14 protein-coding genes are annotated in these 14,363 nt (G+C 29.6%); 11 read left to right on the top strand and 3 right to left on the bottom strand.

Annotated features, from left to right (window positions below; genetic code table 11):
• Positions 1–116: 116 nt before the first annotated feature.
• A complete protein-coding gene (locus J7M77_RS04595; RefSeq protein ID WP_296876470.1) occupies positions 117–443 on the bottom strand; it encodes a hypothetical protein in 327 nt (108 codons plus the stop codon).
• A gap of 613 nt (positions 444–1,056) precedes the next feature.
• On the opposite strand from J7M77_RS04595, the gene J7M77_RS04590 reads away from it, so the two are divergent.
• From J7M77_RS04590 to J7M77_RS04550, 9 genes are all read left to right on the top strand, one after another.
• Positions 1,057–2,625, top strand: a complete 1,569-nt coding sequence (locus J7M77_RS04590) for an SIR2 family protein (RefSeq protein WP_296876468.1) — start codon at positions 1,057–1,059, stop codon at positions 2,623–2,625.
• Positions 2,626–3,758: 1,133 nt separating this feature from the next.
• Entirely contained in the window at positions 3,759–4,904 is a 1,146-nt protein-coding gene (gene fucO / locus J7M77_RS04585; RefSeq protein ID WP_296876466.1) for a lactaldehyde reductase, read from the top strand.
• Positions 4,905–5,232: 328 nt separating this feature from the next.
• Positions 5,233–6,219: a helix-turn-helix transcriptional regulator gene (locus J7M77_RS04580; RefSeq protein ID WP_296876464.1), complete on the top strand. Its 987-nt coding sequence runs from the start codon at positions 5,233–5,235 to the stop codon at positions 6,217–6,219.
• Positions 6,219–6,812, top strand: a complete 594-nt coding sequence (pgsA, locus tag J7M77_RS04575) for a CDP-diacylglycerol--glycerol-3-phosphate 3-phosphatidyltransferase (RefSeq protein WP_296876462.1) — start codon at positions 6,219–6,221, stop codon at positions 6,810–6,812. Before J7M77_RS04580 ends, pgsA begins: the two co-directional genes overlap by 1 nt.
• Positions 6,812–7,270, top strand: coding sequence for a CinA family protein (locus J7M77_RS04570; protein ID WP_296876460.1), 459 nt, complete (start codon positions 6,812–6,814; stop codon positions 7,268–7,270). Before pgsA ends, J7M77_RS04570 begins: the two co-directional genes overlap by 1 nt.
• A gap of 37 nt (positions 7,271–7,307) precedes the next feature.
• Positions 7,308–8,366 carry a recombinase RecA gene (gene recA / locus J7M77_RS04565; protein ID WP_296876458.1) on the top strand — a complete coding sequence of 353 codons (1,059 nt, stop codon included), beginning with the start codon at positions 7,308–7,310 and terminating at the stop codon, positions 8,364–8,366.
• 112 nt (positions 8,367–8,478) lie between these two features.
• Positions 8,479–8,940, top strand: coding sequence for a MarR family winged helix-turn-helix transcriptional regulator (locus J7M77_RS04560; RefSeq protein ID WP_296876456.1), 462 nt, complete (start codon positions 8,479–8,481; stop codon positions 8,938–8,940).
• Positions 8,937–9,857 carry a DUF1848 domain-containing protein gene (locus tag J7M77_RS04555; protein WP_296876454.1) on the top strand — a complete coding sequence of 307 codons (921 nt, stop codon included), beginning with the start codon at positions 8,937–8,939 and terminating at the stop codon, positions 9,855–9,857. Before J7M77_RS04560 ends, J7M77_RS04555 begins: the two co-directional genes overlap by 4 nt.
• A complete protein-coding gene (locus J7M77_RS04550) occupies positions 9,854–10,738 on the top strand; it encodes a radical SAM mobile pair protein B (protein ID WP_296876452.1) in 885 nt (294 codons plus the stop codon). Before J7M77_RS04555 ends, J7M77_RS04550 begins: the two co-directional genes overlap by 4 nt.
• Here the strand turns inward: J7M77_RS04550 and J7M77_RS04545 are convergent, their stop codons facing one another.
• On the bottom strand, positions 10,739–11,152 hold the full coding sequence (locus J7M77_RS04545) for a helix-turn-helix transcriptional regulator (RefSeq protein ID WP_296876449.1): 414 nt from the start codon (positions 11,150–11,152) through the stop codon (positions 10,739–10,741). It abuts the gene before it with no gap.
• 56 nt (positions 11,153–11,208) lie between these two features.
• Here J7M77_RS04545 and J7M77_RS04540 point away from each other — a divergent pair, with 56 nt between their 5' ends.
• Positions 11,209–12,276 carry a protein kinase gene (locus J7M77_RS04540; protein WP_296876446.1) on the top strand — a complete coding sequence of 356 codons (1,068 nt, stop codon included), beginning with the start codon at positions 11,209–11,211 and terminating at the stop codon, positions 12,274–12,276.
• A 68-nt stretch (positions 12,277–12,344) separates the two neighbouring features.
• A complete protein-coding gene (locus J7M77_RS04535) occupies positions 12,345–12,902 on the top strand; it encodes a DUF4352 domain-containing protein (RefSeq protein ID WP_296876444.1) in 558 nt (185 codons plus the stop codon).
• Positions 12,903–12,917: 15 nt separating this feature from the next.
• Here J7M77_RS04535 and J7M77_RS04530 read toward each other — a convergent pair.
• Positions 12,918–14,363 (bottom strand): DNA topoisomerase (locus J7M77_RS04530; RefSeq protein ID WP_296876441.1); only part of this gene is annotated, 1,446 nt, incomplete at its 5' end.

Genomic DNA, 14,363 nt, shown 5'->3' with positions numbered 1-14,363 from the left:
AGCAATACCAAAATATGAGAGATTTAAAATGAAAAAGTTCAAAATTACACTGTTTTTATCATTTTTCGGAAAATATAAAAGGCTGTATGGCAAAGCGGTTTAAAAAACCGACTTTGTCAACAGCCTGTAGTATTTTTATTTAGAAAATCATTTAATTTATATTTTAAGATACTATTAAAAACATCGTGGTTTAAACTAAACATGACGGTTTTTAAATATAATGATCGAAATATTCCCCGTAATAAATAAATACTAAAATTCATGACAATAAAAATAATAGTGATGATGATACTATGATAAAACATTTCCATATTTCTACTGGCTCCAGCATCATAAACAACCTGACATACATAGGATAAAAAGATTGACATGAAACCAGCACAAGAATATAATAATATACTAATAATAAAAGTTGTTTTAACATTCTTTAAATATTTTTTCATTTGATTTATGTTTTGAAGTAAATTTTTATATATAGTTATTTAGACTAGTTGATTTATATTTGCTTCAAAATTCCTCCTTTTCGATTTTTAATAATTAATATCATCCTAATGTTATTGTAATTTAAAATTAGTTGCTCTTACTACCATTTCTAGTTTGCATTTAATTAAAAGCTTAGAAACTGTGAGTTGCTTTGACAGTTGCACTCTAATTTTTTATTTAATTGCATCTTTAAAAATCCAATAATAAGTATAAAATGAAAAAGCTGATTAAGAAAAAAAGATACGTGAAGCTTAAAAAAGCGTAAAATAATTAATATATTTGATAGCGTTATTTGAATCTTAAAATTGTTATAAACGATCACATTTATATCATGTTTTATTTTTATATGGGTATTGCAATAAACTTTAAAAAGTCATAAAAATGACACTTTTTTTAGCTTGAAAAAATAAAAAGAAGGAAAAAACAGTAAGAATGGTATAAGAAAACAGAAAATATACCAGTTAGTGTTATGCTGTTGAAAATATTAATGCAAAACATTTAAACTCAAACTATTTATATTTGTTTCTATATAAAAAACATTGTATAATGATAAGCTAAAGAGGAGTGAAAAATATGGCTATTACAATAGATGAATTAATTGAACAATTAGATACGATTCCATTTTTATTTATTGGTTCTGGATTATCAAGAAGATATTATAATCTTCCTAATTGGACTAATCTTTTGCAAGAGATGGTGGATAAGTTTAATCAAGATTCATTTGCATTTCGTTCTTATGAGGATAAAGCATCTTTTACAGACAATCCTTATGGTATAAATCCGAAAATTGCTTCTTTAATAGAAGAAGATTTTAATAAGGAATGGTTTTCAAATTCAAATATACGAACTTTGGATGAAGCATACATGCAAAAGGTATCTGATGGTTGTTCTCCATTTAAAGCTGAAATGAGTTATCATTTAAAACAAAAATCAACTTTACAATCTAAATTTAAAGATGAGGTTACATTATTAAATAATATTGCAAAAAAATCTATTGCAGGAATTATTACTACAAATTATGATCTCTTTTTTGAAACTTATTTATCTGAATACAAAGTGTACGTCGGTCAACAAGCTCTTTTGTTTTCCCAGCTTCAGGGAATAGCTGAAGTTTATAAAATTCATGGTTCATTAAATGAACCTAAGTCTATAATTATCAATGAAAAAGATTATAAAGAATTTAAAGAAAAGCGTGAATATTTGGCAGCAAAGTTGCTTACAATTTTTATGGAATATCCAATAATCTTTATGGGGTATTCATTATCAGATACTAATATAAGAGATATACTAAGTTCTATTGTAAAATGCATGACAAAAGAACAAGTAAAGTTGCTTAAATATAAGTTCATATTTGTTGAGTATGATCCAGCAATAAAGAAATATGAAATTGGAGAATCTATATTTGCATTTGATGACAATAAATTACTTACTATGACAAAAATTACATTATCTGATTATTCATTATTATATAATGCAATAGGAAAGAAAAAAATGAAAATTCCAGTTCGTTTGCTGAGAATTTTAAAAGATGAATTATATTTATTTACATTGACCAATCAACCAACTAACAATATTAAAGTAGCAATGATTGATGATGAAAGGATTTCTAATGATGAATTAGTTATGTCTATTGGTACAACTGAAACAGTTAATCTTAATGGTTTAAAGGGAGTTACTTCGAATCAATGGTATAGAAATATCGTTATGAATGATTTAAAATTTGAAATAAAAGATTTATTATCTTATGCACCAGAATTGGCAAAACAAATGTCTGGTACGTTACCTATCAATTCTTTATATCAAGAAAAATATAATTTTATTGATAATATTGATAAGCTAATTATAAATAGTTTTGAAGATATTATTTCAAATACAATAAGAAAAGAACGACAAAAACATCCTCAAACAAGTATAAAAGATGTATTAAATCAGAAATTGGATTTGGATAAAGAATTATTATATATTGCTTTTTTAGAAGAAAATCAGATTGTTTTGCAAGATTTAGAAAATTATTTGAAAAATAAATTTATTGAAAATGAAGATATTTTAAAAGAATCAAAATCTAGTATTCGTACAAATTTAAGAAGATTAATAAGAATTTATGATTATCTAAAAGGTAAAAATAAAAAAGCCTCTAATTAAAGCAACCTATCGAGGACACCATTAGAGGTTTTTTCTTAATTCTAGAAAACATTTCAACAAGACAACTCCTAAGAGTTACCCTATTATCCTGCTCTCTATAAATATTATAGACTTTTATTAAAAAAATGCAATGAATAATTTTTTTGAGTTTAGGTGTTTTGCATTTTTTAATCTAGTTTCAGCTACATTTGCCTGTATTTCTCTTTTTCTTATTTTTTCATACTCTTTTATACCTTATGTGCATATTTTAATATTTCCTGTACCTCATTATTGTTTTGATAGACTAGTAATGTTTTTTTTCTTTAAGCGATTGGCTTCTCTCTATAATCTTGATCACCAGTAATTTCTTGTTTGTGTTCTTTTCTAACAGTATGATGTGCCTTATTGCATCATCAATAATGATTGTGTTTTCTAATTTGATGAAGAAAGAAAATGTTTATAGAACATCATTGTTATATGCTTATCTTAAACAGACAGATTAACTCTAATAATAATATTAATGAAGATTTTTGGCTATTGCAGTAAATAAGTATTTAAAATTAGAGATGAGTTCATCAGTAATTTATCTATGTATTCATCATTTAATAAATTAAAAAGTAAAAGTTTCAAAATGATGTAAAAAACAATTGTTTAAGTGAACCATAAAATGTAAAGGACAATAAAGATACTTTTATATGAGTATATTGAAAACTGAATAATAGTCGTTGAACACATTCTTGTTAAATGAGCTTTTTAGCAAGTACACCTAAACTATTAGAATATCTAATAAAAGCGAAAAATACCGAGCTGTGCAAATAGATTAGTAACAACTATTTAGCGATGCTATTTAATAGCAATGATGATACTTCTATTAGGAATTAGTCTAAGCGTAGAAATGTCACAGGTATGATAGCAGTTGCATATAAACTATGCAAAGAAGAGATTTATATGTGAACTTTGCTGGAGCTATTTTAAATGATTTTTCCTTTTGTTTTTGGATGGTTAGAAGACAGAAAAAACTGAGTGTAGAAAAATATGCTCAGTTTTATATAATGAAGTAGATAAAAAGTTACAAACGCTTACATTTGTAACTTGTTTTTATTTTCACATGGGTGATACAATAAATATAGCTAAAGACAAAGGAGATAGATAAAATGGCAAACAGATTTGTATTGAATGAAACAAGTTATCATGGTAAAGGAGCAATTAATGAAATTCCTAATGAAGCAAAAGCACGTGGGTTTAAAAAAGCATTAGTTTGTTCAGATCCTGATTTAATTAAATTTGGGGTTACTAAAAAAGTAACTGATTTATTAGATGAAGCAGGATTGGAATATGAAATTTATTCTGATATCAAAGCTAATCCTACAATTGAAAATGTACAACATGGCGTAGATGCTTTACATGAGGCTAAGGCTGATTATATTATTGCAATTGGTGGTGGATCATCAATGGATACTGCAAAAGCAGTTGGAATCATTGATCGTAACCCTGAATTTAGTGATGTAAGAAGTCTTGAAGGAGTAGCTGATACTAAAAATCCTTGTACACCAATTTTTGCAGTTCCTACTACGGCTGGAACAGCCGCTGAAGTTACAATCAACTATGTAATTACTGATGCCCAAAAAGACCGTAAAATGGTATGTGTTGATGTTCATGATATTCCAGTTGTGGCTTTTGTTGATCCTGATATGATGGCTTCAATGCCAAAAGGTTTAACGGCTGCTACAGGTATGGATGCTTTAACTCATGCAATCGAAGGATATATTACTAAAGGTGCTTGGGAAATGAGTGATATGTTCCACTTAAAAGCAATTGAAATTATTGCTAAAAACTTAAGAGGAGCAGTTGATAATACACCTGAAGGTAGAGAAGGAATGGCGCTAGGTCAATATGTTGCCGGAATGGGATTCTCTAATGTTGGTTTAGGTTTAGTTCATAGTATGGCACATCCTCTTGGAGCTTTATATGATACTCCTCATGGTGTTGCTAATGCAATCATTTTACCAACAGTAATGGAATATAATGCTCCATACACTGGTGAAAAATATAAAGATATCGCTGAAGCAATGGGTGTTGATACTACTGGAATGAATCAAGATGAATATCGTAAAGCAGCTATTGATGCAGTTAAACAATTATCAATGGATGTTGGAATTCCTGGTGATTTAAAAGAAATTGTTAAAGAAGAAGATTTAGACTTTTTAAGTGAAAGTGCTTTAGCTGATGCTTGTTGTCCAGGTAACCCAAGAGATACAAGTGTAGCTGAAATTAAAGAATTATATAAATCATTGTTATAAGATAATAAGACCTCTAAGACGATTCTTAGAGGTTTATTTTTATTTATAATGGTCTGGTGTAACTATTTTGTGATAGTTACATTTTTGTTTTAATAATTAGTGATAATGGTATAATTACAATGTGTAAAAAAATTGTTTTAGTTTAAAATACTTGTCATTAGTTTATTAAAAGTTTATATTTATATAGTAAAATGGAAAAGAAAAAACAATGTATATTAAAAAAAATCTTTCATAAAATAAATGTGATTAGGTTATTGTCATAAACAATAATTATGATATAATTTATTTGTTTATTAAAGCGTTTTTGTAAAGATAAGGAGGATAGCTCATGGAAAACATTAGCGAGCGTGTTAAAAGAGAGCGTGAGGCTAGAGGAATTACGATTGAAGAACTAGCTAAAGGAACATTTATTTCAGTAGCTGTCTTGAAAGATATAGAGTCTGGAAATTTTGAACAATTTAAAGGTGACGAATTATACCTTAAAATGTATTTGAGAAAAATTGCTAAATATTTAGGATTGGATGAAAAAGAACTTGACGGGGATTTTGAAGCTTTGACACAAGAAATTCAATTAGAAGAAATCCGTCAGGAAGATTTAGCTAAACGTTTAGCTGAAGAAAATAAAAAAAATATTACTATTTCTAAAAAAGTTAATGATTCTTTTAAAGATCTAAAAAAAGTTAAAACAAAAAAACCAATTTCCAATAAAAGGGTTTATGAAGATCGTTATTTATTACGATATTTTAAGTATGTCTTAGCTGGTGTAATCTGTATTGCTTTAATAGTAGTGGTCTGGTATACGATTGTTGCTAGTCGTTCTAATGATACTGTTGATTACAACAACAATACGCCAACAGTTGAAGGGAATAATGATACTGCTAGACAAGATACTGATGACCAGGATGACAGTAATGATAATGATGATGAAGATAAAAAACCAGTGGAAAATGTACCAGCAGCAACTATTACTAGAAATAGTGAAATGAATTATGGTTTTAAATTAGCTGAGGGTCAAACTAGTATTAAATTAAAAATTGAATTTGTTGGAAGATCATGGGCACGATTGACATATAATGGTAGCGAATATAGTGGATTTAAAAGTGGAATTTACAATGATGCTAACAAGAGCAATTCATTAGATGCCGCTCCAGAAACTATTGAGTTAGAATTTAATAAAGATGAGTTCCAAAATGTAGAATTAACTATGGGGTATTTTATGGGGCATCGCGTTTATATTAATGATGTTCAAGTTGAAATTGATCCAAGTGAATATGATGGTGGCAAAAAAACACTTATCTTAACTCAGGTGCAATAATGAATTTACCAAATCGGTTGACTATAGCCAGAATTTTACTGGTGCCGCTTTTAATTATCATTTATATGTTTCCTTATAGTTATTTTGGTATTGAAGTAGCTAGTTTACATCTTTTAGATACCAATATATCAATAGTTGATTTAATTGTTTTATTGATTTTTATCGTTGCTTCATTAACTGATTATTTCGATGGACAGATTGCCAGATCAAAAGGGATGATTACGACTTTTGGTAAGTTTGTCGATCCGATTGCCGATAAATTATTAGTTAATACTACTTTTCTACTATTAGCAGGTAGTAATACAATTAGTATTTTAATTCCTATTATTATGATTTCTCGGGATACGGTCGTTGATGCCATTAAAATGTCGGCTGCTAGTAAGCAGGTGGTCGTAGCGGCTAGTAAATTAGGGAAATTAAAAACAGTAACCCAAATGATTGCTATTATCATGTTATTATTAAATAATTTTCCGTTTAATCTTTTAAATATTAATATGGCTAATTTATTTGCCTGGATCGCTACAGTAGTATCAATAATTAGTGGAATTGATTATTTTATGAAAAATCGCAGTATATTAATGGAGACAATGTAATGGATGAATTAGCAAAATTTTTAATCGAAAATAATATCAGTATATCTAGTGTAGAAAGTTTTACAGTAGGTAATTTTGCAACAATGCTAGGAAGTATTCCTGGCATTTCTAAGGTTTATAAGGGTAGTTTGGTAACTTATCAAAGTATTACTAAAGAAAGACTATTAGGTATTAGTCATGATGTTATTGAAAAATATGGAGTTGTAAGTAAAGAAATTGCTTCTTTGATGTGTATCAATGGTAAACAAATATTAGATAGTGATATTTGTGTTTCTTTTACTGGTAATGCTGGTCCTGACGCCATGGAAGGAAAACCAGTGGGACTTGTTTATATTGGTATTTTTTATCATGGTATTAATGTTTATGAATTACAGTTAAAAGGTAGTCGTCAAGAGATCCAGAAACAGGCAATTGATTTTGTAATTAGAAAATTAATTAAAAAAATAAAAGTAAATTAGATTTTTTGGGAGTATATATATAGTAGGAGGAAAAAATATGGCAGAAGCAAAAAGTAAAGAAAGTAAAGTAAACAAAGAAGAAGCAAAAAAAGAACAAGCATTGGCTGATGCAATTAAAGCAATTGAAAAAAAATATGGTAAAGGCTCAGTCATGAAATTAGGTGATCGTGCTGATGTAAGTGTTGATGTCATTCCTACTGGTTCTTTGACTTTGGATCTGGCTCTTGGAATTGGGGGCTATCCTAAAGGAAGAATTATTGAAATATATGGACCAGAATCAAGTGGTAAGACAACTTTAACATTACATGCAATTGCTGAATGTCAAAAACAGGGCGGACGGGCAGCGTTTATTGATGCTGAACATGCAATTGATCCGGTATATGCTCAAAATCTAGGTGTTAATATTGATGAATTGATTCTATCACAGCCAGATTCCGGTGAACAGGGATTAGAAATTGCTGAAACACTAGTTCGTTCTGGAGCGATTGATTTAGTTGTTGTCGATTCCGTAGCGGCTTTAGTTCCTCAAGTAGAATTAGATGGGGAAATGGGTGATGCTCAAATGGGATTACAGGCTAGATTAATGTCAAAAGCATTACGAAAAATTGCGGCTGAATTAAACAAATCAGAATGTACGATTATTTTTATTAACCAGTTAAGAGAAAAAATCGGAGTCATGTTCGGTAATCCGGAAACTACAACGGGTGGACGTGCCTTGAAATTCTATTCATCAGTTAGAGTTGAGATTCGTCGTAGTGAAGCGATTAAAAATGGTAGTGATATTGTCGGAAATAAGGTTAATATCAAGGTTGTTAAAAACAAAGTTGCTCCACCATTTAAAGCTACTCAGGTTGATATTATTTATGGAAAAGGAATTTCTCGAAATGGTGAAGTTTTAGATTTAGCGGTAGAAAAAGATATCGTTGAAAAAAGTGGTGCCTGGTATGCTTATAAAGGTGAAAAGATTGGTCAAGGTCGGGAAAATGCGAAAAATTTCTTAACTAACCATCCTGATATCATGGAAGAAATCACTCAGGCAATCATTGCTTCTTTAAAAGCTGAAGACGATGAAAAAGAAACAAAAAAATCTAAATAAAGATCTTTTAATGGTATAGCATTCGCTATACCATTTTTTATAATTATAGTAGTAATTATTGATCAAATGTAATATAATATAGTCAAATATTAGACTATTAAAGGAGAAAAATATGGAACGTAACCAAGTTAGAAACTATGTTAATCAATATTGTAAATTAAGAGATGATCAATACAGTGCTTATGAAATGTGCGCTCGTAAACATAATTTGACAGTAAATGAATTATTTGTTTTAGACATTATTTATTTTGCTCCAAAAGGCTGTTTACAAATAGATATTTGTAAACGTTTATCAATGAGTAAACAGACAGCCAGTGCCATTATTAAAAAGTTTTTAAAACAAGGCTATTTAACTTTAATTGAATCAAAGAGTGATCGTCGCAATAAAATTATTCATTTTACTAAAGCCGGAAAAGAATATACTGAAAAAATCATTCCCCCTATTGCAAACAAAGAAATAGATGCGATGGCTCGACTATCAGATGAAGATATCGCTGAATTAGTACGCTTAACGAGCCTTTTTTCTAACTATATGCAAGAAGAGTTTAAAAAAGTTGTGGAGGAGACAAAATGATCATTAATACCGGTGGCCGAAGTGATATCGTGCAATATTATTCAAAATGGCTATTACAGCGCTTTAATGAAGGTTATGTATTATCACGTAATCCCTTATTTACAAATAAAGTAACTCGTTATGAACTTACTAATGATAAAGTGGACTGTGTTATTTTTTGTTCTAAAAATTATCAGCCGATTTTAGCGCGGTTAAATGAAATAACCGATCATTTTAATACTTATTTTTATTATACGATTACTGCTTATGGTAAGGATATTGAACCAAAGGTTCCTACAATTGATCAAAGTATTAAAACTTTGATCAAACTTTCAACATTGGTAGGAAAAAAACGAGTAGCCTGGCGCTATGATCCAGTTTTATTAACTGAAAAATATACTATTGAATATCATTTGAAAACATTTGAACAAATGGCAAAACAGCTTGCTCCTTATATTGATCGCTGTATTTTTAGTTTTGTGGAAATGTATAAAAAATTGCAAACTAATATGCCCGAGTTAATTCCTTTATCAAAACAAGATATGGATACTTTAGCTCATGGTTTAGGGACTGTAGCAAAAAAATATAATATTTATCTACAAACTTGTGGCACTGATGAAGAATATCTTCATTATGGCATTTTTAGCTCAGGCTGTATAAAACTTGATATCCTTGCAAAAGCTAATGATATTGAATTTAAAAATTTGAAACATAAAGGGATGCGAAAAGGCTGTCATTGCATGGAAAGTCGTGATATTGGTGCTTATGATACTTGTTTAAATGGCTGTAAATATTGCTATGCTAATAATAATTTAGCCAAAGTTAAACAAAATTATCAGTTGCATGATCCGGCTTCACCATTATTAGTTGGTCATTTAAAAGAAACGGATATTTTAAGTCAGGGAAGACAAAAATCGTTTCAAAGGAGATCGAAATGAAGGAAATAATCATTAAAGAAATTAAAGCTAAAAGCATTTTATCAAAATCAGATTTACCAGTATGTGATTACTCGGCTAATCCTTATGTTGGCTGTCTACATAATTGTAAATATTGTTATGCTTCATTTATGAAACGATTTACCGGTCATTTAGAACCTTGGGGGACTTTTTTGGATGTTAAATACTGGCCGGAAATAAAAAATCCTTTAAAGTATGCCGGTAAAGAGATTTTTATCGGTTCGGTAACTGATCCCTATAATCCTCAGGAAAAAGATTATCAAAGAACACGGGCTTTATTGTTACAATTGCAAGGCAGTCAGGCAAAAATAAGCATTGCTACTAAAAGTGATTTGATCTTACGTGATCTAGAGTTAATCAAAAGTTTTCCCGATGCGCGCGTATCCTGGTCAATCAATACGTTAGATGAAGTTTTTAGACAAGATATGGATCAGGCAGTATCAATCAAACGGCGACTTGAAGCAATGAAGATTTTTTATGATGCGGGGATTCGTACGACTTGTTTTATCTCACCGATTTTTCCAGAAATCAGTGATGTTGAAGGAATTATTAAAAAAGTGAAAGATCAATGCAATTTAATCTGGTTAGAAAATTTAAATTTAAGAGGCAGCTATAAAGCGGTTATCATGGATTATATCAAAGCTAAATACCCTAAGTTATTGCCTTTATATCGTAATATTTATGAACAAAAAGATTATCATTATTGGAAAAACTTAGATAATAAATTACAGAAATTTTGCAAAGAATTAAAATTAGATTATTTAACTAATGATGATTCAATCAAGCGACCTTTTGATGCCTTGCCAGTAGTCGTTAATTATTTTTATCATGAACAAATAAAAAAATCAGCGCAAAATAAATAATTATTCTAAAATTGGTAAATTATACATATCTAAAATAAAATTAGTATCAATAATACTATAATGATGCTTTAAAGCAAATAAAATAATAGCATCATATTTAACTTTAGGATATAAATAGCCATTATCAGATAAAGATAATAAATTATTAGCTTCATTTATTTCTAATTCTAATGCTAGAGCAATTTGAATCACTTTTTTACGACTAGGTTTCTTTTGACCGTTAAAAATTTGATAAGCATAGCTTCTTTGTAAATTAGTTGCTTTGATCAAAGCACTTTTAGACATTCCTTTTTGCAGTAATAAAGTTTCTAAATACGAAACAAAATCAATTTCAGGAACAAGTTTCATCAATTGATCTAAAGAAAGCTGTTTATCATCATTGATTATCTCTAATAACCGACTTGTTGAAATCATTTTAATCACCTATAATAATCTTATAATGGTTGATTTGATATTGCAAGGAGAAAAAAATGGACATTAGCGAGTTATATGAAAAAATCGAAGTAATTAAACAAACCCCAACGAAACAAATATATTTGGTTCGTAGTCAAATAGATCATTTATTATATCTGCAAAGAGAAATATCTTTAGATAATAAACAAATCTATTATCAGCTGTTTAAAAGTAAAATTAATCAGATTCCTAAAATTTATCAGGTACAAGAAATCAATCAAAAACTAATTGTAATTGAACAATATATCAATGCACCAACTTTAGAAGAATATGTCTATAATCATGAACTTAGTAAAGATGAAGCTTTAACGATTTTTAAACAAATATTAAAGATCGTTGACAGTTTACATCACTTAGATCCACCGGTTATTCATCGAGATATTAAGCCCGGCAATATTTTTTATGAACATGGCAAGATTTATTTATTTGACTTTGATATTGCCAGAAACTTTCAGGCTGGTAAAAAACAGGATACGCAGTTTTTAGGCAGTGTTGGTTATGCGGCACCGGAACAATATGGCTTTGGGCAAAGTAGTCAGCGCAGTGATATTTACGCTTTAGGTAATTTATTGAATTTTTTATTAACGAAACAATTACCTGGTAATAAATTATATTCTGGTAAAGAAAAAAAGGTAATTTTAAAAGCAACTCACATTGATGAAACAAAACGCTATGCCTCAATTTCATTACTAGCTAATGATTTAAATTTAAACGAGGAAACAGTAAGTTTAACTAGTTTGCTAATGAATCTTCCTGGAATGCGTTCTAGTTCTTTGTTAAAAAAAGGATTAGCGTTATTTGGATATGGCCTGTTATTTTTGATTTGCATGATTAGCGAATATACAGTTGATGGAAAAGTGATGACAGGGCTATCTTTGTGGCTTAATCGGATCTTTTCATTTGCAGTAGTAATGACGATTATTTTAATGGCTCGAAATTATTTAGGGGTGCACCACCACTGTTTTTTTGCAAGTTCTAAATCAAGAGCTTTAAAAATCATTGGCATTGTTACTACGATAACTGGGGCGGTTTTTTTAGAATTATTATTGTTAATGGCTATTACGATGATCTTTAATTTAGATTAATGTCTACTGCCAGCATACCAAATAGCGACAAAATTCATTTATAATTTTTACAAAGAGGAGGGTTATAAATGAAAAAATTTAGACAAATGTCGTTGTTGAAAAAAATATTATGTATTGTTTTAGTTTTTATAGTGGCTGGAGTTGTTTTTAATTTAGGAGATGATGAAAATGATTCTAAAGAAACAAAGGATCAGGAAACTAGTGAAACTAAAGAAACGGAAAAAGAATATGGGATTGGTGAATTAGTTAATGTTGGTGATGTTGATTATATAGTTAATCGTGTTGAAACTGGTAAAACAGTTGGCAATCAATATCTCAATACTAGTGCTAAAGATACTTATTTGATTGTTGATATTACGATTACTAATCATGAAAAAGAGGCTTTGAGTGTATCCGATAGTTTTTTTAAATTATTAAATGGTGAAAGTGAATATTCAACGGATACTAATGGAGCTATTTATTTAGATGATTCAATTATTTACCAAGAAATAAATCCTGAAGTTACGTTACAAGGGAAAATCATTTTTGATGTTCCCGAAACGATTGCTAATGATAACCAGACTAAATTACAAGTCCAGACAGGTACTTGGGGCACGGAAAAAGAAACGATTTCTTTAGCTAGATAAAAAATAGCCCTAGGGCTATTTTAATTGATCTTTTAAATTTAATAATGCAGCAAATGGCGAATCTTCAAGCGCTGTTTGCTGTTTTTGCTGTTGTTGCAAATATTTTTTGACATCACTTCTACGGGCCTCATTATTTTTGGCTTCGCGTTCTTTTTTAAAAGCACTCATTTTTTGGCGATAACCGCAAGTACGACAAACAAACATTTGTTTATCACCAATACCAACTAATTCTAACTTTTTATGGCAGTTAGGACAACGGGCATTAGTGATGATTGATACCGTTTCTTTATGTTTGCAGTTAGGATTAGAACAAACTAAAATCTTACCCTTTTTACCATTAACTTCCAACATGAATGAATTACATTCAGGGCATTTTTTCGTAGTTAGATTATCATGTTTAAATTTAGTATCATTGTCGTTGATTTCTTTAATGATCTTTTTAGTATATTGGCGTATTTCTTTAATAAACTGCTTTGAATTTTGTTGTCTTTTAGCGATCTTTGCTAGTTCCATTTCCCATTTAGCCGTCAATTCAGGCTCTTTTAGATCCTGAGGTACTAGCTGTAATAATTGTTTACCTTTATTAGTAACATGAATTTCATTGTTTCTTTGCTCAATTAAAAAAGTGTTAAATAATTTATCAATAATATCGCCACGGGTTGCCACTGTTCCTAGACCTCCAGTGTTGATCAAAGTTGCATTAATAGCTTTAGAATGATCATTAGTATAGTGGGTTGGGTTTTCCATAGCTGATAGTAACGTTGCTTCATTAAAATAAGCTGGTGGTGCTGTCTGGCCGCTGGTTTTATTGATATTATCAATTGTTAAACGCTGATTTGGCTGAAACAAAGGAATTAATGGTTCGTTTTCATTTTCAGAACCATAGATTTCTTTCCAACCATTTTGGACGATAGTTTTAAAAGCAGTTGTAAATGTTTCCTTATTTACCTTAGCTTTAATATTAATTTGCTTATAGATGTATGGCGGCATTAAAACCGCTAAAAAACGTTTGATCACTAATTCATAGATCTTAAATTCCTGATCATTAAAAGCTCCGATCATTACTGGCTGTTCCGTTGGAATAATGGCATGATGATCACTTACTTTCTGGTTGTTTACAAAATGAGCATTTTTTTTGATCTTACTAGCTAAAATCTGATCAATAAACTGATCATAATAACCACCTTTGCTGGCAATTAAACGTTCTTTTAAAGTGGGAACGATATCGTCAGTTAAATAACGTGAATCAGTTCTAGGATAGGTCAAAACTTTATGATATTCATATAAACTTTGCATGATCGATAAGGTTTGCTTGGCTGAAAAGCCATATAAACGGTTAGCATCACGCTGTAATTCAGTTAGATCGTATAATTCTGGGGCATACGATTGTTTCTTTTTGGTTTCTACTTTATCAATAATTAATTGATTATTTGTTAGTGTTTTGATTGTTTGATCAACTTT

The sequence above is a fragment of the Thomasclavelia sp. genome (assembly GCF_017889095.1).
Taxonomy (GTDB): Bacteria; Bacillota_I; Bacilli_A; order Erysipelotrichales; family Coprobacillaceae; genus Thomasclavelia.
The sequence above is the reverse complement of the archived record's forward strand: the minus strand, read 5'-3'. Positions and strand labels throughout refer to the sequence as shown.

Excerpts from the sequence above, each read along its gene's own strand:
- fucO (WP_296876466.1), top strand. The coding sequence starts at position 3,759 with ATGGCAAACAGATTTGTATTGAATGAAACAAGTTATCATGGTAAAGGA.
- J7M77_RS04540 (WP_296876446.1), top strand. The coding sequence starts at position 11,209 with ATGGACATTAGCGAGTTATATGAAAAAATCGAAGTAATTAAACAAACC.
- recA (WP_296876458.1), top strand. The coding sequence starts at position 7,308 with ATGGCAGAAGCAAAAAGTAAAGAAAGTAAAGTAAACAAAGAAGAAGCA.
- J7M77_RS04555 (WP_296876454.1), top strand. The coding sequence starts at position 8,937 with ATGATCATTAATACCGGTGGCCGAAGTGATATCGTGCAATATTATTCA.
- J7M77_RS04550 (WP_296876452.1), top strand. The coding sequence starts at position 9,854 with ATGAAGGAAATAATCATTAAAGAAATTAAAGCTAAAAGCATTTTATCA.
- J7M77_RS04560 (WP_296876456.1), top strand. The coding sequence starts at position 8,479 with ATGGAACGTAACCAAGTTAGAAACTATGTTAATCAATATTGTAAATTA.
- J7M77_RS04595 (WP_296876470.1), bottom strand. The coding sequence starts at position 443 with ATGAAAAAATATTTAAAGAATGTTAAAACAACTTTTATTATTAGTATA.
- J7M77_RS04545 (WP_296876449.1), bottom strand. The coding sequence starts at position 11,152 with ATGATTTCAACAAGTCGGTTATTAGAGATAATCAATGATGATAAACAG.
- J7M77_RS04570 (WP_296876460.1), top strand. The coding sequence starts at position 6,812 with ATGGATGAATTAGCAAAATTTTTAATCGAAAATAATATCAGTATATCT.
- J7M77_RS04580 (WP_296876464.1), top strand. The coding sequence starts at position 5,233 with ATGGAAAACATTAGCGAGCGTGTTAAAAGAGAGCGTGAGGCTAGAGGA.
- J7M77_RS04535 (WP_296876444.1), top strand. The coding sequence starts at position 12,345 with ATGAAAAAATTTAGACAAATGTCGTTGTTGAAAAAAATATTATGTATT.
- J7M77_RS04590 (WP_296876468.1), top strand. The coding sequence starts at position 1,057 with ATGGCTATTACAATAGATGAATTAATTGAACAATTAGATACGATTCCA.
- pgsA (WP_296876462.1), top strand. The coding sequence starts at position 6,219 with ATGAATTTACCAAATCGGTTGACTATAGCCAGAATTTTACTGGTGCCG.